Genomic DNA, 24,841 nt, shown 5'->3' with positions numbered 1-24,841 from the left:
AGAACGTTGTGATATAATATTTCACTAAATAAAGTAATACTTGTAGAAGGTGATTTTTTGAAGATTGATAGGTTGATAAGTATCATTAGTGTATTAACAAATAAAGAACGAGTTACTGTACAAGAATTAGCGGATAAATTTGAAGTATCTAAACGTACAATATTTCGTGATTTAGACACATTAAACATGGCTGGAATTCCAATTGTTTCTTTTCCCGGGATTGGAGGCGGAATTTCAGTATCAGAAGGATATAAGTTAAATAGAAGTATTTTATCAGAAGAGGATATTAAAAACCTATATGTCGGATTAAGTGGATTGAGAAGCATTAATAGTGAAGGCTCAATACAATATTTAATAAACAAGCTTTTGCCTAAAGATGAAAGTTTGATAATTGCTGAAAGTGATATAATCATTGATCTTTCATCATGGTTTGAAGAAAGCGAAATGCAAAAAAAGGTCAAAAAATTACATACCGCAATTTTGAATAGGCAATGCATTGAAATGGAATATATTTCTATGCACTCTCAATCCAAGAGAATTGTTGAGCCCCATAAACTTGTTTTCAAGCAGACATATTGGTATCTATATGCTTTTTGCCTGGAAAAAAATAATTTTCGCTTATTTAAATTATCCCGAATATTATCCTATGAGGTATTGGATAGCATATTTTGCTACAGATCTAATAGTGAAATCAATTTCGATATAAATAATACTATTTCTTCTACCTCTGAATACCCTATAGAAGTTTTATTAGAGTGTGACAATGAGGACAAATTTTATATAGTAGACAAAATAGGTTCAAAATATTTACAGCCTAGTGATGACTGTGAAGTTAAAAAATGCTTGATTCGCTTTTATACTTCTAACATTGATTGGGTCGCAGATTTAGTTATTAGCCTTCAAGGGAAGGTTCGTGCAATTCAACCAACATCGCTACGTCATACAGTGAAGATAAAACTTGAAAAAATGTTTTCTTTCTATAAAGATGACATATAGCTGTCACCTATTGCCCTGTAGAATGACAATAAATAAAGAAAGGGAGTTGAGAGCATGAAAAAAGAAATACTTGTGTTTATTTCGGAAAACTATGCAGACTGGGAAAGTGCTTATATTTGTTCAGAGCTGAATAAACCAGAAACAGGATTCATCATTAAAACATTGGCAGTTAATAAAAATCCAATAAAATCAATGGGTGGTTTCACGGTTGTTCCAGACTATTCAATTGCTGAAATTCCAATACATTTTCATATGCTTATCTTAGTGGGTGGAACTTCATGGCTGAAAAGTGAGAATGATGATGTTAAGCAAGCAGTTGATTTATGCATTAAAAAAGGTATTCCGATTGCAGCGATATGTGATGCGTGTACTTTTTTGGCAGATAAAGGATATTTAGATGATAAGGAGCATACAGGCAATTCACTAGCCTATTTAGAGGAGTATGCACAAAGCTATAAAGGCTCGAAGCACTTTATTGAAAAGCAAGTTGTTTCAAAAGATGGATTGATAACTGCTAACGGAACATCAGCGGTTGAATTTGCTAAAGAAATCCTTAAATATCTGCAGGTAATGGAAGAAAACAAACTAGAAGATTGGTATCAAATGTTTAAAATGGGCTTTTATAAAGAATAAAAATATGTCTTGCGGTTAAAAAAAACGCAGTTATTCCGCTAACGGGAACTATAGTTCAATAAAACAACGGCAGTCTAAGACTTTATTTTCTCGTCTATGGCTGTCGCTGTTTCAATTATTGGGTCAGTCTAATACTTCCGCGATATCTATTCCAACATAAAAGGGATAAAAAGTTCTAAAGTTGTCTTGGCCTTCATTAATGCTCGTATCTGTAAGCATAAAATTATTCACCTTATGCACCTATTCGAATCATTTGCACCAGATTAACCAAGTTTTCTTAAGAGCTCCGTAATGGGCCAAATGTAGCATGTCAGGTTTCAGATTCGGTGCATTACCCAAAATAAACTGAGAGGTCGAGGATCTGCCTCAATAACTTTAAAGGGCTCCTGTTAAGTTCTTTGTTTACAGCAAAAAAACTGTCATATCGACAGGTTAATGATTATTTATGAATTTGTGCAGTGCCAAGAACATCGAGCGCCTCATTTCTGTTAAAGAAGTCCATGAGGGAATACCTGCTGGCTCCAAACCTATTCTGGGCAGTTATTCCCTGAGAGGCCACTGCACAAAATATATATACGACTATTCACAGCCGGATCCTCTATTTTTATGTACCAGCCACCACAAATACTTTATAGTAGTCTTCAATGCTCCACATTAGACCCAGAGGTTAGCTGGTTCAAACATATATTAGTATGTTCTCTAAAGTGGTAAAACAATTTGTTGAGCTATCGTACCCGTTAGCTTAACAATATTATCTACCACATCATTACGCCGTTATTTATATTCAGATGTTTTTTCTGCCAAGCGTCTTATTACTGCTTGATGATTAATTATTATTCTATCTTGCTTTAACCACTCTCGGCATTTGTTTCTCGTAAATGGATAATACATGTGAAATCAATTTTTCGCTTGGGATCTCGTTATCTTTCAAAAGAGCATATATAAGGTTCAAGAAAGTCTTCGCATCTTGTTCAGTTAAACTTTTAATAGATTCCATGGTGTTATCATTTGAGAAATTTTCTCCTTCGTCTCCATAACTATTCCTCCATATCTATGTATCATTTATTCTTCCTACACGACATTATATATGCGTTCTTGCCAAGCTAAGTCCCTTGGATATAACGATTTTAGTGGTTGAAACGTTGCGTTAACCTGCCCTTTAGTTGAATAAAGGCGGACTTTATTGGAATCTGCTGTTATTCAAAATTCTAAAAAAACGACGATAAAGTTCTCGTCGTCGTTCGCCGCGCAGCTGAGCATATATTTGAGTGGTTGATGCTTTTTCATGCCCTAGCATGCCTTGAATGAAATCTATAGGCGCTCCATTATCGAGGAGTTGACACGCATAGGTATGACGAAATCGATGCGGATATAGATTTACTTCAAGCTCTCCTCGGCCTGCAAGCCGTTTCAACGCCCACCTGATCGTAGGAATGGCCATTCCGGATGTGTATCGGTTACGAATAAAGCTCTACAGTTGTCTTCACGGCTGGCCAGATACTTCTTTAGCCACACTTTGCACTCTGTCGTGAAATAAACCTCTCTCTGCTTTGAACCCTTACCATTAACAATTGCAGAGCAGTTTTCCCAGTTAAGATCCTCGATATTTATCTTCTCCACTTCACCAACCCGGCAGCCCGTACTGTAGAAAAACTCAAGTAGCGCCCTTTCCCTCAGTGATTGACAAGAGATCTTTAAGTGAATTACATCTTCCTCGATTAAAAACTTAGGAATTCTTTTATTCATTTTAGGTTCTCGTAGTTTTAGGGAGGGATTAGAAGTCAAGTATGTTTCTTCAAAAGCATAGCGAAAAAGGGAACGAACAAACCGAATCCGATGTCCTAGGCTACTTGGCTTCAACCGATTAGATTGCTTCGCTAAGTACTCCTTCAGCAGAGTTAAAGTTATCTCGGTTATATCCAGGTCACCGAGTTCCTTCATCAGCATTTTGTGCTGGAGAGCGTATGCTTTCAATGTTTTCGGACTAAATCCTTGGATACGTTTATCAGTCTCATACAGTCGCCACAACTCACTTAAGATCATAACAAAACCTCCTATTAGAGCTATTAAATCTAGTTTGCTTCTAATAGAAGGTTTTAATCTTTCTGATTTGAACTAGTGTTCTCCGTTAGCTTAACTGATATCTGTTCTACCTTTGTCTTTTGTAAATGTATGTTATATTTAAGAGTAATATGGTTTGAGGAGGAATTCTATTGGTTAGCCTTTCGAGCATCCCATTCTACAACAATAAACTCCATCTTATTGCGAAGTTTACCAATGTTAAGGAACGCCTTGAATCACTTCAAGACGGGAATATATATATGAACTGCCTTGGAATATATAAGAAGATAGAACAGGAACAAGGAAAAAAGGGCGTTGGCGATCGATATGATGGTCATTCTGTCATTACTAACATTGCTGATCTCACTGCTTATCACCCGGAGACAGGTGAAGAATTGGGCAAGATTGCAGCTTCTAAAATTTCTTTTGCTTATGATGCCATTCTCGCGATGCCGACCTTTTGCTCATTTGCAGTAGACTCTACCTTGCTTGAGATTATAGGTGAAGATGAAGATTCCTACCTCGTTGAATTGGTATTGAAATCAGAAAAACTTGAACGAATTATTGGCGACTTTGGAGAACATGTACTCTTGATAGATTTTGCAGTATTCACTAAGGAAATTTTGAAAGCAGTTACCGAAAAAGGATATGCTTTGGTTGGTAAAAGAGTCAAATACGCTGACTACTCTATTAATCAATCAATGCGGTTAAAAGACGGTCAGAACATCGATATTGCCTTTTGGAAAAGCGATGAATTTGTCCATCAAAACGAACATCGTTTTGTAATTCCGACATTAGGGGTTGAAACACCCTTAATCCTTCAAATCGGCGATCTTAGAGAACATTCACAAATCTATGTTGCCAGAGACTTGATTGCAAAACCCGTTCGCTTTCATGTACCAAAACCTCCTAAAAAAGCCAATTAGTAAGTACGGACGCACCATTTTCAATGCGTCCGTTTTTGTTTATTGTCCTCTGCAGCTGACTTCTGAGAAATTGCAACTTGAATCCACTCCGCTATCCTGCCCGTTAGCGCAACGCGGCTGCCGATCCATGCCGGCAGCCGCGTTTTAATTAAGCTATAGTACCCGTTAGCGTAATGGTTCAACTAACAAAAAAGCATTTCTTAATGATTAGAGTAATGCTTTTTTGTTCGAGTTTGACTTTACGCGTTTGATTTTTTTGTTCCACCGTCATTCCATCGATGTTCCTCTAACAGAATTGTTGAATCACCTAATTAGTTATGTAACGTTATGTATCGCAAAATCATTAAACTTCTGTATGCTGTCAAAAAAGATATTAATAGTTATTTAAAAGGCTGTCGATTTCTCGACAGCCTGGACAGAAGAATTACTTCTGCTGTTCATTGTATTTCAAATGTAAAATAGGGTAAGGGCGGCCTGCTCCATCCGTCAAATCTTCACCGATTATTCCGAAACCGCTTTTTAAGTAAAACCTTGTCGCATTCTCATTTTGTTTATTCACATCAACGGACGTGATCCCAAAACCATTGATGCATATTTGCATAATTTGTTTCCCATACCCTTTGCTAATTTTATCGGGATCGAGAAATAGTGCTTCCAAGTGATTTTCATTGATGGCGGTAAAACCAATGATAGAGTCTTCGGTATACCAGAGACGTACATCAAGATGAGGAAAATACATGGGTAATTCTTTTTTGATTTCCTCTTTATCCTTGAAACTCAAAAAATGATGAGTGGCCATTACCGATCTTTCCCAAAGATTTATAATCATATCATAGTCATTAACGGTTGCTTTTCTGTTTTGTATCATTTCGTTCTGCTCCTTTTTCTTTTTAATTTATCACGCTCCTTTCATCACTTTTTTGTAGATGGTGATCGTATATCTCCAATTGATATATGACTTCATGCTTACCACTCTTTTCGGAATTATATTAATCGATTTGCAATCAAACAGATTCCACTTTAATTATCTATATTATCATATTTAGTTGATGCCATTCAATAGCTGTTCCTCTCTTTTACGGTAGAACCATGTTATCCCTTTTTTACTTATTTCTCAAAGTATTCATGTTGCAAAAGAACCATATGAATGATGTCATGCCATTCACCGTCTCTAAATAGACTTTGTCTGCTGCTTCCTTCCTGTTGAAAACCAATCTTAGTGTACAAACGAATAGCTTTATCATTAAATGAAAATACAGACTGCCGACCATATTCCAGATCGTATCCTTTCGTTTGTAGTGGGCCAGTTCATGCACGATCACATGTTTAAGCAGTTGTTCATTAACCTTCTGAATGCATTTTCGAATATTTTCACAACGGATCGCAACACAAGTATGACGAAAATACTCCATCATTGTTACTCTTTTTTTCTGCTGATCTATCTCAACAATTTCATTTATCACTTTATCTTGATATACATTGTTACTTTGATTAATAGAATAAGCAGGCATCAGCGCCTGCTTATTAATGTGTGTTATTCAACTATCCTGCCCGTTAGCTTAATGAATTAGAGCGGTGATAAGTAGTTAAATACTTATCTAATCGGTAATCAGACCATCTTCTTGTCCTTTACGGCAATCGGGACAAGAACTTGTACCGATAAAACAAAAAAGCCGCTAAAATAGCGACTTTCAATGGGACCATGTTCTTGTCCCTCGACATCTAATTTTTTCCTCCCTTGTAACAAATGTGCACTCATTAATGACACAAATTTGGGTACATTACCCCCTATCAAGTTCTTTAAGATCACTTAATTGTTGACAGAATCTTGAGTTCTCTAAGATATTGTTCAGCTGCTAATTTATCATCAACATTATGAATGGAATTTCATATGGTTGAGCTTTCTTTTTAGGTTTGATCATATTCTCTGGTTTAAGATCTCTGTGAACAACCTTACCCTTAATATCAGACAATGCTGTAGCAATGTCTGATAAGACGCTCACAGCTTCAGAAACAGATAAACTCCCCTTCTCTATAAGATGGTCACGTAACGACTTCTCCCCCCCGTAGCATCACAAGAACCCAGTTATCCCCAAATTCACCGGAATCAATTATGGGGATGATGTTACGAACACCACTAAGATCTTCAAACAAAAGCTCACGATCTGCGCCAGGCGTCTTTGGAATGAGTTTAATTGCTGCTTTTACGTCACCGTTTTCATTTTTAGCTTCAAAAACTCTTCCAAAGCCAGACCGTTTCCGTTCTCGTTCGAGCCTCGTTGCCATGAGGAATACGGGTCTGCAAAATAGACTTTAACGCCGTGAACGGCTTCCAAATCCGAATAGCAAGCAAATTCTTTTCCTCGGTCTGCTGTTGCCGTTTGGAAGACACCTTGAGGGTACTGACTGGCCACCACACCAAACGGAACTTCCATGGAATAAGCGGTTCTGTCCGGGATTATTACAGCTATGTATAGACGTGTCTTCCGTTCAATGAAGGTGGCAGCACAAGCTTTACTTTTTCATCTGCTGGAGACAACCGTATCAAGCTCCCAATCGCCGAAAGACGTACGTTTGCGGACTTCTTTTGGACGCTGGCTAATCGGGGTACCGACGAGGAAGCGACCGCGTGTTTCCACCGGCTTTTGCCGCTTGCCTTTGTGTCGCAGAACCTTAACCTCTCCAGCTGAGAGCCGTCCCATGTAGAGCCATCTGTAGATCGTCTTGAAGCAGACAAAAGGCTTCCCTTCGACTCGTCGTTTCTCTGCAATCTGCTCCGGGGACCACGTTTCCTTCAGCTTCTGGTTGAGTTCCTGCAAGCTCGGAAGTATACTTTCCCTTAGGCACGCACGAAGCTCTGCGCTCTAAAGACGCCTGCTGGGCTGCATGTGCTTCATATTCCTGACCGTTGCGGCCTCGATTGATTTCTCGGCCAATCGTGGAAGGATGGCGGCCAAGTTTTTTGGCAATCTCACGCAAAGAGCATTTCATTTGTACGAGCAATTCTAGTTTAGATCGTTCCGTTATGCTAAGATGTTTATAACCCATGGTAAGATTCTCCTTGTGTAATGGTTTGTGTGGTAACTTCCATGGTACACGAATCTTCCTTGGGCCATTTTTTTAGGTGTCGCACTTCATATTACAATCCGTCATATATATTACCATATTTGGGTGTGTTTTGTGATTACACATAACTGTCCGTTACTTCAATTAGCTAAAAAGGAGCTGCCCAAGGCAAGCTCCTCAATTATCGTTCTGCGTTTATTGGAAAATTTGTTGTCTATTATTATCTTCTTACAAAGAAAAATATGCATTTACAGAACTTTTCTATTAAAAGATTAAAGGAAATATAAATGTAACGAAAGCTGCCCAAAGTCCGTAGACCGGCAAATACTTAGTAACCGCATCCTGGATGGTTGAAGGTCCGGTTTTGTTAAGTAGAAATCGCATATAGGAGAGCATAATCCAAATTAGATTGGCACAGATCAGTATGTTTACGCCTAAAACAGCAAGTCTGTTGGGCGTAATCCCATAAGAAGAGAGCCTGAACACTATGGCTGATAAAGCCACACAGTCAATGATAAGTGCAAGAACAATTAGGCCAAAATTTATATAATCAGAAATGCTCTTTTTCTCGTCAGTGCCACTCTCGGTAATGGAGAATATGGTGACGGCCAATACACTAAGGAGTATTCCGTTGAAGGATAGGAGAAAATTGCGGTCCAAGAATGGATTTTTTCCGACCCAAATCACCGTTATAAGATAGACCAACAATGTTACCAGTACAAGAGGACTAAAAATTTTGGCTATATAGGGTGCTATATTTTTAGCAAGTTTAAGGTTGCTTGATACCAGGTATGCAGCCACAATAGCGAGCGCGGCAGCACCAAATAAAACGACATTTTCAAAATAGAATTCAGATATATCCATGCCGACAAAACTAAATAACTGCATGGTTAATGCTGTTAGCAGCATTCCGCTAATTGCCATGCTGGCGTAGAGTATGCAAAATTCCCCATTAAATTTAAGATAGGCTAATCTTGTCCTGCCCATGCCATATTCATTTCCTGTAAATGCAATCCCTACTAATACCCATAAGAAAATGGGTAGGTGTAGATAAGCCAGGATAATACCGTCTTTATTCTCTAGTGGAAGCATATTCATATAAATTCCTGAGATTAGGAATAACGCTACAAGGGTGTAAAGAATATTTTTGTTGGCTGAATTCTTGTATACAAAATAGGTGGCAATAAAGGGAAGTACACCAAATACAAGGTTAATAGGGGATATTGCTTGCTGTTCAACAAAATGCATAATGATCCTGGTGCTAATCCCGGCCAGAAATGCTAAAATGCCCATGAATAAGAAATCTTTCTGAAGCAAGGATGCTTTTTCTGTATTTACCGTCTCCTTGAAATGCAATCTTTCAAACCAAACGGCAAGAACCTGCGAATCAGGGTTTTGTTCCCAGGCGTATGAGAATGATTTTTTAAAAGCTTCGGGTTCTATTCTAAACATTCTCTCTAGCTCATGGGGGTTATCCATATTATCAATAAACCGATTGTTAATGTCCATGGTTATACCTCCCCTTATAATTGTTTATCCTTGCGTATCTTTGTCACTTCTGTATTCTAAAATATCGCCAGGCTGACATTCTAAAGCTTTACAAATCCCCTCTAAAGTGGATAATCGAATCGCTTTTGCCTTTCCATTTTTCAATATAGAAAGATTAGCCATCGTTATTCCAACCCTCTCCGAAAGTTCAGTTACGCTCATTTTCCTTTTAGCCAACATCACGTCAATATTGATTATAATAGCCATGTTATTCACCTCAGACCGTCAAATCATTTTCTGATTTTATATCAATAGCCTCTTTTAAAAGCCTTTGAAGAACAGCAGCAAAGACTGCAATCACCATTGAAGCAAAAATAATGACCAATCCGATTACTATGACGCCCGGAGCGTCGTCTTTTTCGCCAAAGAGATAAAAGAGTGGCATGTCTACAACATACAAGATACTGATTGTAATTGCACAGTATTTTATAGTCTTTAAAGTCTTTACAGATAAATCCGAGAAAGCTTTATTCTTGTCAATATAGTTTAAAAGTTTAAAAGCTTGATACAGAGCAAAGTAAAAAGGTATTGCTGTGACATACAAACCGATAAAAACGAGATATTTCAAAAAAGTCATATCTGGATACAATACTACTGCATAATTCGCTATCTCAGGCACCAAAAATATACACAAAGCAAGAACAGGAATTCCAATAATAATAACAGCTATCTTTAAAAAGAGTGTTGTTCCTCGTTTCACAAAAAAAGCACCTCACTTAGTTATTGTCAATTTGACTTTAACATGCATTTTATCGTTTTACAATAAAAATTTAATGAAATATATTATATTATTGTTGTTACAGGGATATCCTTTTTCTAACAAAAAAAGCATTCCTCATTGCAAAGAAATGCTCTATAACTTTAAACATTCAATTTATAACTTATTGAACTAACCTGCCCATTAGTTGAATAACACTTCTTCTTCTCCTGTTTTCTCACTAGCGAGTTTATTACATTTCACCACACCCGACACATTGTAGGTAACTTTGTGTCATTAGACACTATCAATGTCTATATGTTCTTATCGTCGGAGATAAAGATACGACCGGATTTAGTGTACTGCGCTCCGGTCGTATTTTTGTTATTTTCAATTTAAAACCTATCATTATGAGCTATGCATTGTCGGACTATGTTCTTGTCCTTTACGGCAATCGGGACAAGAACTTGTACCGATAAAACAAAAAAAGCCGCTAAAATAGCGACTTTCAATGGGAACATGTTTTTGTCCCTCGACAGCACCCTTTTTAAGTTTAGGATTGAAATAATCCTCTTGAAGCCCTCCTGTGCTATATAGAAACTCAAACAGCCCTCTTTCCCTTAAGGTCTGACATGAGATATTCAGATGAATGACATCTTCCTCCATCAAAAACTTAGGAATCCGCTTATCCAGTTTAGGCTCGCGCAGTTTGAGCGAAGGATTGTTAGGTAAATAGGTTTCTTCATATGCAAATCGGATTAAGGATCGTACAAAACGGATGCGATGCCCTAAGCTGCTCGGCTTCAAGTGATCGGACTGCTTAGCTAAGTATTCCTTCAGCAGATTCAGTGATATCTACATCCCCGAGGTCCTTAACCAGCATCTTGAGTTGCAAAGCATAAGCTCGCAATGTATTTGGGCTTAACCCTTGGATTCGTTTGTCTGCCTCAAGATGACGCCAAAGTTCACTTAAAACCATAATAAAACCTCCTATTAAAGCAATTAATTCTAGTTTCTTTTCTAATAGAAGGTTTTAGTCTTGATTTCAACCAGCGTTTCCCTTTAGAATCCAGTTTCTCTAATCTACCGATAAAACATCACCCAAAGATAATAATAAATCAATTATGAACCATACTCCAAATCCAATATAAAATATGGCAATACATGTAATTATCTTGTTAAAGCCTTTATTAATAATTACAGCGAATATGTAGAAGAAAATAGAAACTAATAGAGGATTTTCCCAGTACCCCATACCAAAAGAATATTTGTAAAGAAAGTAAACAGTTGATATTAACCAAAGTATTAGTGAAATATTAAAAATAATCTTTTTAGTTTTCATTGAATCTATCCTTCCAATTTGTACTCTATAATTATAATTTTAACATATCAAATGTTAATCATTATAAGTTGAATTATGGTAATATTATGCAAGTCATAATTGTTTCCTTTCTGCCCGTTATGCCATTCAAATTGTAGGGTTTCATCATAAAAACTTACAATTTTACTATCGTCCATGGTCGGCCCCATCTATTCAACTAACCTGCCCGTTAGCTTAATGAATAGCTGTAAACTTCAGTTAGATATTTATCTATTCGGTAATCGGAACATGTTCTTGTCCTTTTCGGCAATCGGTACAAGTTCTTGTCCTTGACTCGGGACAAGAACTTGTGCCGATAAAACAAAAAAGCCGCTATATTAGCGACTTTCAATGGGAATATGTTCTTGTCCCCTGACATGTTTCAATATAAGTAGGTTTATTTAAGTCTGTAATCTTTGGTTTTCTGAAATCTTAAATATACTAAAACTTGACTTTGATTAGCTGGTTTAGGCGATGCTCTCGACTTCCCCTAATAAGCCATCACTACCTTGAAAATCTATAGTGCTAATTATTTATTATTAATTACGCTTCTTACAATACTAATTGGAGTTGAAGACCTCTCTGCTACCTCTTCAAATGTCATACCCGTTTCATAATATCTCTTTATTACCACATTCATCGGTTCGCCTAATTCTATAATATATTTATCTGGATCATACACTCTAAATACTCTTTGCCCCCAAGGTTGTTCAAACATGTCATGAACGAATTCAATCTGATGATCTTTAAGTTTTTTACATATCTTATCTATGTATTCTACTTCGAAGTACAGTTCAATTTGCTGCTTCCTATTACCTATCAATTCGATTTCAGCCTTGTTATCTCTAAATATGTTTTGATGTGCTACGTCCTTCTTCCATATTGAAAAGCCACCAACGTATCCGATATTGACACCATAGTCTATCTCTATTTGTTGGTCTAAAATCTCTTCATAAAACATCCGTGAAACTGCTATATCCTTAACAAATAAAACTGATGAGATAAATTTAATCATCTTTTTTCTCCCATGTTTTTATTATATGCTTTCGAGAGTTTCGCCTAGAGTCTAATTTGCGAATTTCGTAAATAATTCCATCTGTGGAGTATTCGCGAAAAGTATTAAACTATCCTGCCCGTTACTTCAGCAAACGAAAAAGGAGCTGCCGCCGAGCAAGTTTCCCGTTAGTGTAAAACAACTTCATTTCCTTACCATTAAAGAATGACCTAGAAACCAGCTATATAATTCCGGATTATCGTATGTTTCTGTCCAGGAGTTGTGATTCGACTCAGGATAAATTGTGAAAGAGACATTTCCACCGTTTTCGCGAAGTGCGTCTACCATTTTTTTTGATTCAGCAATAGGAACTATATCATCCTTCGCGCCATGGAATGCCCAGGTGGGTGTTCCTATTAGTTCATGTATCCGGTTGGGGTTACCTCCACCACATATTGGAGCGATAGCCGCGAACCTTCCTGGATATTCTGCTGCTAAGTGCCACGTCCCATAACCACCCATGCTTAGCCCCGTCAAGTATAACCGATCTGGATCTACGTTGTAGTTTGCAATGATCTCATCTACTAATGCCATCAATCCGTCTTGTTCAGCATTCCAAAAAGAATCCTCCGGGCATTGAGGGGAAATCGTAATGAATGGAAAAGAAGGATCGCGTTCTGCTATCATAGGAATTCCATGTGCTTTTACCAACTCCAGATCATCTCCACGTTCACCTGCCCCGTGAAGAAATAAGATTAAAGGCCACTTAATTGAGGATTCTTTTTCATAATGATCTGGCAAATGTAAGAGGTATTTCATCTGCACTCTTTTTGTTATTTCTTTTTCCAATTTATTTACGGTTTGACTCATTGTATCTCCCTCACTTTAGTGATATCTCCCATAGGGGGTAAAAATAGAATTCCCCATATTTCCCGAAATTCCTTCAGTTGTATTTTAGCCTTAAACTGAACAGACTGCCAATAAGCCTTTATATTCTGTTCCTGGTCATAGTGTTGGGCTCTTGTTGCATTAAACTGCCCGTTAGCTTAACAGGCTTAGACACTCATCTAATCGGTTAAGTATCCAAGTTCTTGTCGTTGAGTTAGGACAAGAACTTATATACTTAAAACAAAAGAAGCCACATTTTATGCGGCTTTCAATGTCTATATGTTCTTGTCGTCGGACATAATTCCCTCGTTGTTATACAGATCGAACATAACCGACAGGTACAGAAAGTGAGAGCCGATTGGCAGATAGGTCACATCGGTGACCCATTTCGTATTCGGTGCTGTGGCGTTGAAATCCCGATTCAGCACGTAGGTTGAGGTAATCCCGGCCTCCCGACGGCCAAAGTATGGCTTCCTGCGCCTAATACGTGCACGAATCCCCAGTTCTTCCATCAGCCGGTACACACGCTTATGGTTGACGTTCAAGCCAAAGGTTTTCTTTAGCCAGACACGAACCCATGGGTATCCGTAAATGCCCTTTAGCTGGGTACGGCACTCGAGAATCTTCTCTTTCAGAGCTTGCTCTTCGATCTGTTTGGGCGTTGGTCGATGCGCAAGTCCTTAGCTACCGTCTTGTAGCCAAGACCTTCCTCCAGGAATATCGCAACTGCCTTGCACTTGAATTCGATGTCGTATGTCTTCCGTATTTCGCCCATGAAAAAACCCCCTCCAAGTAGACTTTTATGCGCTATTTACACACTATCTACTTAAAGGGGATAATATCATTACCGCGGCTTCGTATGCATATAAGTTTTTGACCTCCGACAGCTCACAAGTTGGCCCCAAGTATATAAATGGTTTTGCCAACAATTTCATAAAACAACGTTAAACCTCAAGTTGTTTAAGCATTCACAATTTCATGACTTCCTTCGCTGGTAGCCTTTTGATCTTTTTTATCAGGCAGTGTAATAAAAATCATGATGAAGCTTGATGCCAGGAATAAACATGCAAACATCCACGTTATTCCAGTATATCCGAGAGTCCCAATGAAAAGGGTTACAAGGATGGGGCCTACAAAGGCACTGAGACCAGCCCCTAAATTCAGGATCGACATGGCCGCCCCTTTTTGCGTTTCAACAAGAGAAGGTACCAGCGCTGACAACGGCACATACCCGCTGAGGCATGCTCCCCATAGTACGCCTATGACCTGAAGGACAACGATATTTCCTTCGGCAATTTGTGGGCTGTAAAATAGTAAAAGCGTAAATACGGCTGAGCCTACGCCGCCAAACCACATCACGGTATTCTTCCAACCAATCTTATCGCCCACAATGCCAAATATCAGGTTGAAGACAATGTTGCCGATAAAGATCATGGCCCAGAGGTGTAACCAGGAAGCTGTGCTAACGCCTTGACTCTCCATATAAAGAGGCATATAAATAGGAAAACCAAACTGTGCAGCTGTATTAATAATTCGAACAATACCGGCTAATGCGACTTTAGGCTCTTTTTTTACAATGGCCAATCCGCTTGCGATATCCTTCAATTTGTTGCTTGTTTTACTTGATGCAGGCAGATTCAATCGTTCTCCGCGATTAATAATGAGGGCGAACAGAGCACCCATAAGTGCCCATACTAAGGCGGTCCATAATGTGTTTATCGCTCCCAGATGTTCTAATGCCCATCTGGAATAGTAGGCCCCGATTACGTTCATTCCGCCGGTAAATACGAACCAGAACCAGCCAACAGCCGAGCCTAACTTATGCTGAGGCGTCTGATAAGCAATCCAGACAAGGAAAGAATACGCAAATAGTGGATAGCCTAGCCCTTTAAATGCGTAAGTTAGCAGCATGACCACATAGGATAGATTGCTGACACCTAATCCTACAAAACCTGCCGAACCCAGGATATACAGAATAAGACCTGTCAGCATCGCCTTCTTTGGTCCAACTGCATCAACAAGCACACCGGAAAGAAATGAAGAAAGAGCGATTGTGACGCCATACACCGTAAATAACACACCGGATTGCTGCACAGTGAGCCCATGTTCTACTAAATACGGACTTAGCCACCCTGCCTCCAGGCCGTCTCCCGTCATGAATAAAAGAATTCCAAGATACCCCCAGGCAAGCGAAGAAGGAATCCCGATCCTGTCCAGAAAGTTTGTACCTTTCATAAATATCCTCTGTCCTTCCATATCGAGATCATTAAATTACATGTTCATAGATCATTTCCCGGTCTCTTTCCGTTCCACCATGGTTTTAATCTTTATCTTTTTAAGACGTTTAAGAGGACTGTCTGAATTTCTGCCAAAATAATCGTGCAGTGTGACATACTCTGAATACAGTTCATCATAGATTTGCCGATGTTCAGGTCTAGGTGTATAGGTCTTTTTGATTCCTTTGCCCATCTCTCTACCTGCACGTTGGATGGTGTCATATCCGCCTTGACGACTGCCGGCTGCAACAGCACCCAGCATGGCTGCACCCATAGCCGTTCCTTGCTGTGTTGCTGCAATATGAATCGGCTTGCCAATAATATCGGCGAAGGTTTGCATAATAAACGGGCTTTTTTCTGCAATACCACCGGTTGCGATTATTTCTCGGATGATTACTCCATGATTGATAAAGTTTTCAATAATCATTCGCTTCCCAAAAGCGACAGCTTCTACTAACGACTTGTATATTTCTTCAGCCGTTGTAGCCGTGGTTAATCCGAAGATGGAGCCCGTCAAATCCGCATCCACCAGGATGGAGCGGTTGCCATTCCACCAGTCAAGGCTCAATAGTCCGCTTGCTCCCGGTCTAATATTGTCTGCTTTCTCGTTAAGCAGTTCCAACACTTTTTTATTAGCTGCTCTAGCTTCTTCTTCAATACGTTCTGGCACGCAATGTTCAGCAAACCAGGCAAAGTGGTCTCCCATACAGGATTGACCGGCTTCATATCCATAAAATCCAGGCAGGATGCCATCTTCACAAACTCCACTGATGCCTGGTACCTTGATATTGCTATTACTTACCAGCATATCGCAGCCGGAAGTACCCATAACCATTAATAAAATGTCCGGTTTTGTGATACCGCTTCCAATTACTGCAGCGTGTGCGTCGCCGATCCCCACCGATACGGCTGTGCCTACGGCAAGGCCGGTCCACTGTGAGCTTCCCTCCGTAATTTCTCCGGCTTTGTGGCCTACCGGAAAGATGTCTCGAGACATTTTTTCATCAATCACTTGCTCCAGTCTTGGGTCAAGGGCTTTAAAGAAAGCGGCCGAAGGATACCCATTCTGTTTATTCCACATGGCCTTATAGCCTGCTGTGCAGCTATTTCGTTTTTCTACACCCGTCAACTGTAAGGTGATCCAGTCCGCCAACTCCATAAATCGGTCCGCAGCCTCATAAATCTCAGGCGCCTCATTTAAAATTTGCCAAATCTTTGGAAACATCCACTCTGAGGAAATTTTCCCGCCATAATCAGCTAGAAAATCTTCATCCCTGGATGCGGCAATTTCATTCAGCTTATCCGCTTCTTCCGCAGCTGCATGGTGCTTCCACAGTTTCACGTAAGCATGGGGAGTACTTTTAAACGCATCGATCATACATAAAGGAGTTCCATCTGCCTTAGTAGGGAGCATCGTGCATTCGGTAAAGTCCGTACCTACTCCAATAATCTGTTTTGGATCAATGCCAGAATTGTTTAACACTTCCTGAATTGTAGTGGAAGCGCATTCGAGATAATCGGCAGGATGCTGCAATGCCCAGTCAGGACCGATCATTGTAACACAGTCCGGCAACACTTTATCTATGATTTTATGAGGGTATTCCCTTTCCGCAACAGCTATGATCTCTCCTGTGGCCACATTAGTTAGTATGGTTCGAGTGCTTAATGTGCCAAAATCAATGCCAATTACAAATTTTCTTTTCATCGGAATTCACCTTTTCTCAAAATGTAATCGCTACCTTGAAATCGCCATATTTCCCTGAAGCGTATTCAAACGCTTCTTCCCACTTCTCAATCGGAAAATAGCGGGTGACGATATCATTGGTTTTCAAATTTCCATTCGTAATATTTTCAATGACAAACGGGAAGCAATACGGACTCAAGTGAGCACCCAAAATATCCAGTTCTTTGCGATCACCAATGATGGACCAATCCACTGTAGTCGGTTCACCAAATACACTGAATTCTACAAAACGGCCAAGCTTTCTGATCATACTCAATCCCTGTGTAACACTGGAAGGGTGTCCTGTAGCTTCGATGTAAATGTCACACCCGTAGCCTTCTGTCATATCCAGAATCGTCTGAACTACATCGGTTTCTTTTGGGTTAAGCACAATGTCCGCGCCAAATTCTTTAGCTTTTTCAAGGCGATTCTCGATCAGATCAAGAACGATTAAGGTTTTCGGATTTTTCATTCTTGCGTAAGTGACCATCCCTAATCCCAGCGGGCCTGCTCCTGAGATAACCACAACATCCTCACAACCAATCTGTGCACGATCTACAGCATGCTTCGAGCAAGCATAGGGCTCAATCAGCAAAGCGGATTCCAATTTCAATGTCTCAGGTACTTTATGAACAACAGCCGTTTGCGGATATCGTACATACTCAGCCATCCCGCCATTGTTGTCTTTTTGGAAGCCGAAGATATTATGAGGCTGACACATCCAGTATTGACCGCGCTTACAAAATCTGCATTCCTGACAAGGCACGATCTGATCTGCAGTTATACGGTCGCCAACCACAAAATCCTGTACATTCTCTCCAACTTCTACTATGGTTCCCAGAAACTCATGGCCTGGCACGAAGGGCGGCTGTACCCATTGTGGCTGTGAATCGTCTCCCCAAAACATCGCTGCCCCATGAAAGCACTTCAGATCGCCTGCACAAACACCACAAGCCTCCGTTTTGATAATCATATCGTCGGGCCCGCACTGTGGTGTAGGAAAGCTCGTTTCAAGTCGATAATCACCTTTGCCATATGCTACAAGCGCTTTCATAGTTGCTGGTAATTTTTTGCCCAAAACTTTTTCGTTCGAATGTTGCTCCATGTTTATCCACCTTTCAATCTTAAATATGTTTTATAAAACACTTTTACTTAAGTGATTGATATAATCATATTACTACCCTATTTTGTTGTCAACCTCAAAATAAAAAAAGCTGGATACTTAGGGGTTCAAGTCCCTTTAGTAACCAGCTTTTATAACCTGTTTGCACGGTTGCAAGCTCATTAAATCTGATCAATAAATTCTTTTATAAATGGCAAAGCAGCACCGGCAGCAATCGCTTCCGTCTTATAGTTACAAGTCAACAAGAAGTCAGCGCGATGTTCAAACGTATTGCGTAAAGAGACCAGCTTCTTCAAAGTATCAATGTATTCATCCATAAAAGCTCCCACATAACCGCCGAGAATAATATCACAATCAAATAACATTCTGATATTATTAATGGCAATCGAAAGATGCCATAGATACTGATCCCATATTTTAAGCTTATCGGCTTTTCCTTCTTTGACCTGATTAAAAAAAATCTCCAGACTCCCGTTGCCTGCATCTGCCAGTAGTGAAGCGGAGCAATACGCTTCCAGGCAGCCCATCTGTCCGCAGTAACAAGGAAGTCCATCCGGAACAATCGTTATATGACCGATCTCCCCGCTCTTCTGATTTTCTCCCGTATATACCTGCTTGTCTATGTAGACGGCTCCCCCAATGTTGGTGCTTAAGGAGATATAGAAGGCGTTGGTCATCTCCGGTCTAACCCACATTTCCGAAATTCCGGCTGCATTGGCATCGTTAATCAGTATGGACGGGTATGGGATATATTTTGCAAACTGCTGCAGCGTCTCTCCTGTAAAGTCCAATATTTTTCCGTAAAAAACAGTTTGATGGTCTTCCGTAATTAGGCCTGGCACAGCAATACCGACGCCTAAAATTTTCGATGGTTCTAATTCTAAATCCTTCGCCGTTTCCTGAACCATCATGCCCAATAGTCGGAAGTACTCATCCGTTCTTTCAAACGGCTCATTTTTTCGTTTAATTTGAATTACATTTCCACTTAAATCCACAGCAACTATGGTTATTTGATGTCTGGTAATATCTAATCCAATCGCTGCTTTAGCATTACTTACACAGGAATAGGCTCTCGCTTTTCTTCCTCCTGTGTTGCCAATGGTTCCTGTATTGGCGATTAGATTTTGTTCAAGTAATAGATTTAAATTCTGCGTTACGGTTGGCAGACTGAGCTGCAGCTGATAGGCGATGTCCTGCTTGGACAAGCCTTCATTTTGACGCAGAAGTTTATAGATCTGATTGCGATTTATATCTTTAATACTGACTGACTTGACTTTCATGGCAGCCTCCTGAATTTACAAAACAGTTTTGTAAAAGTTATCATCCGATTTTTATATTATTGTAATGTTTTTGCCCAAAAACTTCAATAAAGCTTTTTACGTACATAGAAGGTGCAAGGCGTAAATGATGCGATACACTAAGGCTCTTTCGTTACATCCGGCATGTTCTATCCAATTACCACTTGTATTGCACTTTTTCTCTATCCACGATAAACAAAAAAGCCGCTACTTTAAGCGACTTCTTAAGCATTAAGCAAAGGCTGCGGATCAATCTGCCGGCTGCTTTTGCATATATGGGGCTCTTGTCCAGGCCATATGACAGTGGAAACTTTCTTAGTCCCATTGCGTCTTCTGTATTCCAGCTAATATTCTTTCTACGGGAGCCCATCCTATAAATTTTGGTTGGGTCCAACTTGGTGCCAGTATAAGATTTTCAATTTCTAGATTATCAATTCTTACCTTATCCCAGGCATTTATTGCATCTCCATTCTCTAGGGACTAATAATGAGACGATTAGAATAATGATAAACATAATATATATTGGTCTAAAGTTAATAAAGACATTTGCACTTTCCACATAATTCATCCCTTTTATAATAGATTAAAGCGTTAAATCAACAAGGTATTTTTAATACATTAGACAATCATCTAAACGGCTATGAATATAAGCTTCTTTGCCAAGTGCAGTTAAAAATCAAGCCATTAACGATGCAAAAAGCATATTCAAGAAAGCAGAGAAGAGCAAATATGCGGTTGTTCCTGTACTTAAGAAACCTGTGTGCATTTGGAACAACCAAAACTATTCGTTTGATGTCACCCACGTTTCAATACCCATGATGATTAAGGGCAAAGCAACTAAAACACCCATCCAGCCCCAAAAATACTTTATCACTTAATAGTGGCTTTTTTTCTTGGGCTTGAACACTTTCCAACTCATTACCTCCCTGAATTTAATAATGTCCTTCACGAACTAACCAATCTTTAGCAATATCCATACTCGAAAAATACTTAGAAGTGATTTTAAAATCAGTACCCGTGCTTTTGACATATTTATTGATATTTGCTTTTCCTTTTCTTGTAACGCCTACGAGTGCTAATTTGCTTACAAACTTTTGTGATCTTATTAGACTATCTATGATTAATTCTGCCGTTTCAAAAGTAATATCCGTACCATCTAAATGATACAAAACGTAAGATGAATGTGTAGGGGTAGAAATTAATTGTTCCGTGCGTAACACTTTCTCTTTAATGAGAGAGTAATCATCGTCCAGATTATCGATACAGGAGATCCATATTTCCCCTCCCCTATGAGACAGCAAAAAAGATTGTCTTAAATCAGGCGTCTTTCTTTTTTTCTTTCGTTTCCAAAGCCACATCTGAGTCTCCTTTCATTTTCCATTTTCGGATGGATTTTATCCTAATGGTTTTTACTTGTCAATTACTAATATAAGCTTCTATGTCGACATATTCTTTCATCGTAATGTTGATCAACTTCTTTATTTCAAGCAGATAATCAAACTGAAAAAAGTGCCCTATCTTTATACTCTTTATATAGCCTCATATGGGCTCTGTTATGTTTCTAGAGAAAAGCAGCATACGTGAAAAAAAGAACCATCAGGGATCAAATCAATCACCTAACGGTTCTTTAGAATGCCGCGCATTCACAATATACTAAGCTTGTATCGAAGCTGCGCCGCTTTGACGCTGTGTTTCCAGTTCTCCAATCATTTTCTGATCGAACTCTAGCTTATAGAATAAAAGTAATAGAGCGCAAATGAGGAAGCAAATGAACGGTATCCATACGAAGTTGAATTGGATTGCCGCAAGCCCCGAATCAGCCTGCTCCTGGTTCGGGACATAGTTGCCAATAGCAAGCACCCACGCTGCCACTGCTCCGCCGATGCCCATACCGAATTTAACACCGAAGGAACTCGATGCTGTCAACAAGCCTTGAGCTCTGATCCCGGATCTCCATTCGCCGTAATCAACAGTATCCGCCAACATCGCGTACATCAGGCCTACTGCAAATCCGATACCGACATTGCCAATCGCTACGGCTCCGATCAGAATCGGAATAGAGCTCATTACTGCCGCCACATACACAAATAGCTGACTCGCTGCGCCGATGGCTATACCAAGCAACGCCGTATTGCGCTTGCCGATTCTTTTTGCCAACATCGGCATCAATGCGATGCCAACGAGTAGAATCACATTTAAACCATTAACAAGCGGAACAAGATCTTCGCGGCCAAGATTGTATTTCAAGTAAAATACCGCGGACTGCCCTTTGCTCGTCATGCCTACCCAGAAGAACACGTTCATGAAGAGCAAAATCCACCAAGGCAGGTTGCCCTTTAACGCCTTTACGCCATCTTTGAACGGTACAACTTGATTTTTATCGCCCATCTGAACTCGCTCGCGCGTATTTGCAAACGTTATGAAGAAAAGTACGACAGCAATCGATGCGAACAAAACCATCGTCCACAGAAAGCCCTGCTGTTGATTGCCTTTGCCAAAAACCGCTACGAGTGGAAGTACTCCGATGCTGACGACCAAGCCACCTAGTTGACCAAAAATCATTCGGACCGAATTGACAACCGTGCGTTCCTGCGAATTACTAGTCATGCTCGTAAGAAGTGATGTTAACGGCAGATTAATCGCCGCATACAAAATACCGAGTACAATATACGTGAAGTAAGCGTATACAAGTTTGCCCGTATTGCCGAAGTCCGGTGTCATGAATGTCAGCACCGCAACGATACTGAATGGGATTGCAAGCCACAGAAAGAATGGCCTTGATTTACCCCACTTCGTATGAGTGCGATCGATAATCACCCCAATGATCGGACTATCAAAAGCATCGATTACCCGCGCCACCAGGAACAAAGTACCGACTGCCGCCACATTCAATCCGTATACATCCGTATAGAAGAACATCAGATACATCGTAATCATCTGAAAGACTAAGTTGGAAGCCGTATCTCCAAGACCATAACTAATTCGTTCTTTCCATGAAACCTGATTATCCATAAGATATCCCCCTATTAACCCACTACGTGTAACCCCTTACATTTATCCTTACAAGAATCTCTGCCATGAAACCGAACTCGTCCTCCGCTACCACTAGCAGAGGACGAGACTATTTATAATGATGTCAGTATAACTTCTTTACCTGTTCTGGCAGATTCATAAATCGCTTCAAGAATCGTTGTTACCATATAGGCCTCTTCAGGCTTCACCAACGGTTCTTTATCTTCCATAATAGCCTCGATCCATTGTCGGGCTTCGCGATCGCCTTCATCTTCCACGCGGGAACCATAGTACGGAATCGAAGGGTTCATTTCAGGCTTGATCTCCACAAGTTTTCCAAACATTTCGGCATTTAAATGCAAGTCCGGTTTCCCGCTGACGGGATGACGGCGCATCTCCGCCCCGCCCTTCGTTCCGCAAAGTGTCGTCATCGCTTCGCGAACATCAAGCGTATTCAGAGCCCATGAAGACTCGAGAAATATCGTTGCACCGTTCTCCATTTTAATAAAACCAACAGCGGAATCTTCTACTTCAAATTCATCGGGATTCCATTGTCCGAACATGTTCGCCCTGTTCTGATCTTTTAGCTTATGGAACACAGAACCAGATACGGACTTCACTTTATAATTGTTCATATACCATAGGGTTAGATCGAGAGCGTGTGTTCCGATATCAATTAACGGGCCCCCTCCTTGCTTCTCTTTATCCATGAATACGCCCCATGTCGGTACTGCACGACGGCGGATAGCATGTGCCTTAGCCAAATAGATATCGCCCAAGTATCCATCGCTGCAAGCTTCTTTCAGCATTAAAGCTTCTTCTCTAAATCGGTTTTGATAACCGATCGTAAGCTTCTTTCCGGTTCTTTTGGCTGCCTCGAGCATATTTCGGGCTTCCCGTGAATCAATGGCCATCGGTTTCTCACACATAACATGTTTACCCGACTCTAGCGCATCAACTGTAATGATGGAATGAGAGATGTTTGGAGTTAGCACGTGAACAGCATCAATCGCTTCATCCTGTATGAGTTGCTTATAATCCGTATATGTTTTTGCCCCTACAGCACCATATTGCTTGGCAGCTGTGTCAGCGCGCTCCTTGATGATGTCGCAGAACGCTGTCATTTCAACCAGATCTGCTAATTTAGCCAACGCTGGCAAATGTTTGGCATGGGCGATTCCGCCACAGCCTATAATCCCTATTTTTAATTTGCTCATATTCATCCTCCAACTTTTCACCTTTTAAGATTGAAATAGTTTTGAAATATAGTTATAGCTAATTTCAACACTGTCTAACTGGTTCTTGTTCGTCCAATCTTGCTCGATAAACAAATATCTTGCTCCCGGCTTGCTTCTAAACGCTTCCACAATCGCAGGTATGTCCATAATGCCTTGACCGGCTTCTGTGAAATATTCGATCTTATGCAGCTTAATCATCAATTCCATATCGATGAGGGCGTCGTCACCGATAACTTCAAATAAATTCACCGGTATCGCATCAGCAGGCAAGTCTTTCTGATGAATTAGATCGCAGCGATCTCCCAATTTGTGCAAATATTCAATCGGATCAATTCCACCTCTTAGTGCCCAATAGGTATCAAATTCGACTTTAAGAAGCTCTTCATCCGTATTTTCCAAAATAATGTCCAGCACATACTGATTATCAAACTTCTGAAACTCTTCAAAATGGTTATGATAATACAACTGAAGACCATTATCCTTAAACATCTTTCCGGCTGTATTTAATTTAGCGCACAGATCAAGAACTTCTTGCTTATCGCTAAAGAAAGCGATTGCAATTGCAAGTGAAGTAAAGCCGACTTTTTTGGCATAGGCTATAATTTTCTCCGCTTTGTCCTCCTCCAGAAATGCCAAGTCGATATGGGCGGAAACAGCTTTCAATCCAAGGCGATCCAATTCCTGTTTTAGTTCATCCGCTGTCAGATTCCCAATAGTGGCCCCCATATTGTCTGCGTCATGGAAGAATAATTCCACATTTTTATATCCGATTGAAGCGACTTTTTCCAATGTTCCTTTAAAATCTTTCGTTAATTCATCTCGTACCGAATACAACTGCAATCCAAATTCCAAACTCATAAATAGTCCTCCCGAAAAATAGATTCACAAATGTAATAGGACGGCGCTCGAACAGTAATGTAACAGATTACATAAAATAAATTAAACGTCTTAATTAACAGTATTCATAAAATGTAACGGATTACATTTGTGTTGAGTTCATCT

23 protein-coding genes and 4 pseudogenes are annotated in these 24,841 nt (G+C 39.9%); 4 read left to right on the top strand and 23 right to left on the bottom strand.

The genetic code is table 11. The annotated features are described in order from the left end of the window. The first annotated feature begins 57 nt into the window (after positions 1-57). Together MNQ98_RS12270 and MNQ98_RS12265 are read left to right on the top strand one after the other, a co-directional pair. Positions 58-996, top strand: coding sequence for a helix-turn-helix transcriptional regulator (locus tag MNQ98_RS12270; protein ID WP_241933412.1), 939 nt, complete (start codon positions 58-60; stop codon positions 994-996). Between the two features lie 54 nt (positions 997-1,050). Next, on the top strand, positions 1,051-1,629 hold the full coding sequence (locus tag MNQ98_RS12265) for a type 1 glutamine amidotransferase family protein (protein ID WP_241933411.1): 579 nt from the start codon (positions 1,051-1,053) through the stop codon (positions 1,627-1,629). Between the two features lie 1,180 nt (positions 1,630-2,809). Here MNQ98_RS12265 and MNQ98_RS29705 read toward each other — a convergent pair. Further along, positions 2,810-3,070: a tyrosine-type recombinase/integrase gene (locus MNQ98_RS29705; RefSeq protein ID WP_347272252.1), complete on the bottom strand. Its 261-nt coding sequence runs from the start codon at positions 3,068-3,070 to the stop codon at positions 2,810-2,812. After that, positions 3,040-3,672 carry a tyrosine-type recombinase/integrase gene (locus tag MNQ98_RS12260; protein WP_347272251.1) on the bottom strand — a complete coding sequence of 211 codons (633 nt, stop codon included), beginning with the start codon at positions 3,670-3,672 and terminating at the stop codon, positions 3,040-3,042. The genes MNQ98_RS29705 and MNQ98_RS12260 overlap by 31 nt, the downstream gene beginning before the upstream one ends. A gap of 170 nt (positions 3,673-3,842) precedes the next feature. Here MNQ98_RS12260 and MNQ98_RS12255 point away from each other — a divergent pair, with 170 nt between their 5' ends. Beyond that, a complete protein-coding gene (locus MNQ98_RS12255; protein ID WP_241933410.1) occupies positions 3,843-4,616 on the top strand; it encodes a hypothetical protein in 774 nt (257 codons plus the stop codon). Between the two features lie 424 nt (positions 4,617-5,040). Here MNQ98_RS12255 and MNQ98_RS12250 read toward each other — a convergent pair whose 3' ends face one another. The 16 genes and pseudogenes from MNQ98_RS12250 to MNQ98_RS12170 all read right to left on the bottom strand — a co-directional run bounded on the left by MNQ98_RS12250 (position 5,041) and on the right by MNQ98_RS12170 (position 19,571). Continuing rightward, positions 5,041-5,484: a GNAT family N-acetyltransferase gene (locus tag MNQ98_RS12250; RefSeq protein WP_241931683.1), complete on the bottom strand. Its 444-nt coding sequence runs from the start codon at positions 5,482-5,484 to the stop codon at positions 5,041-5,043. A 239-nt stretch (positions 5,485-5,723) separates the two neighbouring features. After that, positions 5,724-5,873 (bottom strand): annotated as a pseudogene (locus MNQ98_RS12245) (GNAT family N-acetyltransferase); the annotation flags it as partial. Beyond that, positions 5,807-6,028 (bottom strand): annotated as a pseudogene (locus MNQ98_RS12240) (M48 family metalloprotease); the annotation flags it as partial. The pseudogenes MNQ98_RS12245 and MNQ98_RS12240, both read right to left, overlap by 67 nt. Positions 6,029-6,844: 816 nt before the next feature. After that, positions 6,845-7,664: pseudogene (locus MNQ98_RS29855) on the bottom strand (IS30 family transposase); the annotation flags it as partial. 282 nt (positions 7,665-7,946) lie between these two features. Then, positions 7,947-9,191: a DUF4153 domain-containing protein gene (locus MNQ98_RS12225; protein ID WP_241933408.1), complete on the bottom strand. Its 1,245-nt coding sequence runs from the start codon at positions 9,189-9,191 to the stop codon at positions 7,947-7,949. A gap of 24 nt (positions 9,192-9,215) precedes the next feature. After that, complete coding sequence (locus MNQ98_RS12220) at positions 9,216-9,437, bottom strand: helix-turn-helix domain-containing protein (protein ID WP_087433474.1); 222 nt, start codon at positions 9,435-9,437, stop codon at positions 9,216-9,218. 10 nt (positions 9,438-9,447) lie between these two features. After that, the gene (locus tag MNQ98_RS12215) at positions 9,448-9,930 is read right to left on the bottom strand and encodes a DUF2975 domain-containing protein (protein WP_241933407.1); all 483 of its coding nucleotides are present in this window, start codon (positions 9,928-9,930) and stop codon (positions 9,448-9,450) included. 817 nt (positions 9,931-10,747) lie between these two features. Then, a complete protein-coding gene (locus MNQ98_RS12210) occupies positions 10,748-10,906 on the bottom strand; it encodes a hypothetical protein (RefSeq protein ID WP_241933406.1) in 159 nt (52 codons plus the stop codon). Positions 10,907-11,816: 910 nt separating this feature from the next. Continuing rightward, positions 11,817-12,302 (bottom strand): VOC family protein, encoded by a 486-nt coding sequence (locus MNQ98_RS12205; protein ID WP_208914063.1) that lies wholly within the window; start codon positions 12,300-12,302, stop codon positions 11,817-11,819. Positions 12,303-12,485: 183 nt separating this feature from the next. Continuing rightward, on the bottom strand, positions 12,486-13,151 hold the full coding sequence (locus MNQ98_RS12200) for a carboxylesterase family protein (protein ID WP_241933405.1): 666 nt from the start codon (positions 13,149-13,151) through the stop codon (positions 12,486-12,488). Positions 13,152-13,444: 293 nt separating this feature from the next. Next, positions 13,445-13,762 (bottom strand): IS3 family transposase, encoded by a 318-nt coding sequence (locus MNQ98_RS12195; RefSeq protein WP_241933914.1) that lies wholly within the window; start codon positions 13,760-13,762, stop codon positions 13,445-13,447. Positions 13,763-13,800: 38 nt separating this feature from the next. Then, positions 13,801-13,944, bottom strand: a complete 144-nt coding sequence (locus MNQ98_RS12190; protein WP_241933404.1) for a hypothetical protein — start codon at positions 13,942-13,944, stop codon at positions 13,801-13,803. Positions 13,945-14,129: 185 nt separating this feature from the next. Beyond that, entirely contained in the window at positions 14,130-15,404 is a 1,275-nt protein-coding gene (locus MNQ98_RS12185; RefSeq protein WP_241933403.1) for an MFS transporter, read from the bottom strand. Positions 15,405-15,455: 51 nt separating this feature from the next. Further along, a complete protein-coding gene (locus MNQ98_RS12180) occupies positions 15,456-17,150 on the bottom strand; it encodes a ribulokinase (protein ID WP_241933402.1) in 1,695 nt (564 codons plus the stop codon). Between the two features lie 16 nt (positions 17,151-17,166). Then, entirely contained in the window at positions 17,167-18,273 is a 1,107-nt protein-coding gene (locus MNQ98_RS12175; RefSeq protein WP_277883741.1) for an MDR/zinc-dependent alcohol dehydrogenase-like family protein, read from the bottom strand. Between the two features lie 179 nt (positions 18,274-18,452). Next, positions 18,453-19,571: an ROK family protein gene (locus tag MNQ98_RS12170; RefSeq protein ID WP_241933401.1), complete on the bottom strand. Its 1,119-nt coding sequence runs from the start codon at positions 19,569-19,571 to the stop codon at positions 18,453-18,455. A 668-nt stretch (positions 19,572-20,239) separates the two neighbouring features. On the opposite strand from MNQ98_RS12170, the pseudogene MNQ98_RS12165 reads away from it, so the two are divergent. Next, a pseudogene (locus MNQ98_RS12165) lies at positions 20,240-20,443 on the top strand (RNA-guided endonuclease TnpB family protein); the annotation flags it as partial. Here MNQ98_RS12165 and MNQ98_RS12160 read toward each other — a convergent pair. The 5 genes from MNQ98_RS12160 to MNQ98_RS12140 all read right to left on the bottom strand — a co-directional run bounded on the left by MNQ98_RS12160 (position 20,396) and on the right by MNQ98_RS12140 (position 24,697). Beyond that, entirely contained in the window at positions 20,396-20,503 is a 108-nt protein-coding gene (locus MNQ98_RS12160; RefSeq protein WP_241933400.1) for a thioredoxin family protein, read from the bottom strand. The pseudogene MNQ98_RS12165 and the gene MNQ98_RS12160 overlap by 48 nt on opposite strands. An 18-nt stretch (positions 20,504-20,521) precedes the next feature. Beyond that, entirely contained in the window at positions 20,522-20,947 is a 426-nt protein-coding gene (locus MNQ98_RS12155; RefSeq protein WP_241933399.1) for a hypothetical protein, read from the bottom strand. 295 nt (positions 20,948-21,242) lie between these two features. Beyond that, a complete protein-coding gene (locus MNQ98_RS12150) occupies positions 21,243-22,601 on the bottom strand; it encodes a glycoside-pentoside-hexuronide (GPH):cation symporter (RefSeq protein ID WP_241933398.1) in 1,359 nt (452 codons plus the stop codon). Positions 22,602-22,714: 113 nt separating this feature from the next. Further along, positions 22,715-23,818 (bottom strand): Gfo/Idh/MocA family protein, encoded by a 1,104-nt coding sequence (locus tag MNQ98_RS12145; RefSeq protein WP_241933397.1) that lies wholly within the window; start codon positions 23,816-23,818, stop codon positions 22,715-22,717. A gap of 24 nt (positions 23,819-23,842) precedes the next feature. Further along, entirely contained in the window at positions 23,843-24,697 is an 855-nt protein-coding gene (locus tag MNQ98_RS12140; protein WP_241933396.1) for a sugar phosphate isomerase/epimerase family protein, read from the bottom strand. Between the last annotated feature and the right edge of the window lie 144 nt (positions 24,698-24,841).

The organism is Paenibacillus sp. N3/727, assembly GCF_022637315.1.
In the GTDB taxonomy this organism is placed as follows: Bacteria; Bacillota; Bacilli; order Paenibacillales; family Paenibacillaceae; genus Paenibacillus_AQ; species Paenibacillus_AQ uliginis.
Note: the sequence above shows the minus strand (reverse complement) of the source record. Positions and strands in the feature narration are given on the sequence as shown.

Coding starts and splice junctions, on each gene's coding strand:
- MNQ98_RS12265 (WP_241933411.1), top strand. CDS start 1,051: ATGAAAAAAGAAATACTTGTGTTTATTTCGGAAAACTATGCAGACTGG.
- MNQ98_RS29705 (WP_347272252.1), bottom strand. CDS start 3,070: ATGGCCATTCCTACGATCAGGTGGGCGTTGAAACGGCTTGCAGGCCGA.
- MNQ98_RS12260 (WP_347272251.1), bottom strand. CDS start 3,672: ATGATCTTAAGTGAGTTGTGGCGACTGTATGAGACTGATAAACGTATC.
- MNQ98_RS12250 (WP_241931683.1), bottom strand. CDS start 5,484: ATGATACAAAACAGAAAAGCAACCGTTAATGACTATGATATGATTATA.
- MNQ98_RS12225 (WP_241933408.1), bottom strand. CDS start 9,191: ATGGACATTAACAATCGGTTTATTGATAATATGGATAACCCCCATGAG.
- MNQ98_RS12220 (WP_087433474.1), bottom strand. CDS start 9,437: ATGGCTATTATAATCAATATTGACGTGATGTTGGCTAAAAGGAAAATG.
- MNQ98_RS12210 (WP_241933406.1), bottom strand. CDS start 10,906: ATGGTTTTAAGTGAACTTTGGCGTCATCTTGAGGCAGACAAACGAATC.
- MNQ98_RS12205 (WP_208914063.1), bottom strand. CDS start 12,302: ATGATTAAATTTATCTCATCAGTTTTATTTGTTAAGGATATAGCAGTT.
- MNQ98_RS12200 (WP_241933405.1), bottom strand. CDS start 13,151: ATGAGTCAAACCGTAAATAAATTGGAAAAAGAAATAACAAAAAGAGTG.
- MNQ98_RS12190 (WP_241933404.1), bottom strand. CDS start 13,944: ATGGGCGAAATACGGAAGACATACGACATCGAATTCAAGTGCAAGGCA.
- MNQ98_RS12185 (WP_241933403.1), bottom strand. CDS start 15,404: ATGAAAGGTACAAACTTTCTGGACAGGATCGGGATTCCTTCTTCGCTT.
- MNQ98_RS12180 (WP_241933402.1), bottom strand. CDS start 17,150: ATGAAAAGAAAATTTGTAATTGGCATTGATTTTGGCACATTAAGCACT.
- MNQ98_RS12175 (WP_277883741.1), bottom strand. CDS start 18,273: ATGGAGCAACATTCGAACGAAAAAGTTTTGGGCAAAAAATTACCAGCA.
- MNQ98_RS12170 (WP_241933401.1), bottom strand. CDS start 19,571: ATGAAAGTCAAGTCAGTCAGTATTAAAGATATAAATCGCAATCAGATC.
- MNQ98_RS12155 (WP_241933399.1), bottom strand. CDS start 20,947: ATGTGGCTTTGGAAACGAAAGAAAAAAAGAAAGACGCCTGATTTAAGA.
- MNQ98_RS12150 (WP_241933398.1), bottom strand. CDS start 22,601: ATGGATAATCAGGTTTCATGGAAAGAACGAATTAGTTATGGTCTTGGA.
- MNQ98_RS12145 (WP_241933397.1), bottom strand. CDS start 23,818: ATGAGCAAATTAAAAATAGGGATTATAGGCTGTGGCGGAATCGCCCAT.
- MNQ98_RS12140 (WP_241933396.1), bottom strand. CDS start 24,697: ATGAGTTTGGAATTTGGATTGCAGTTGTATTCGGTACGAGATGAATTA.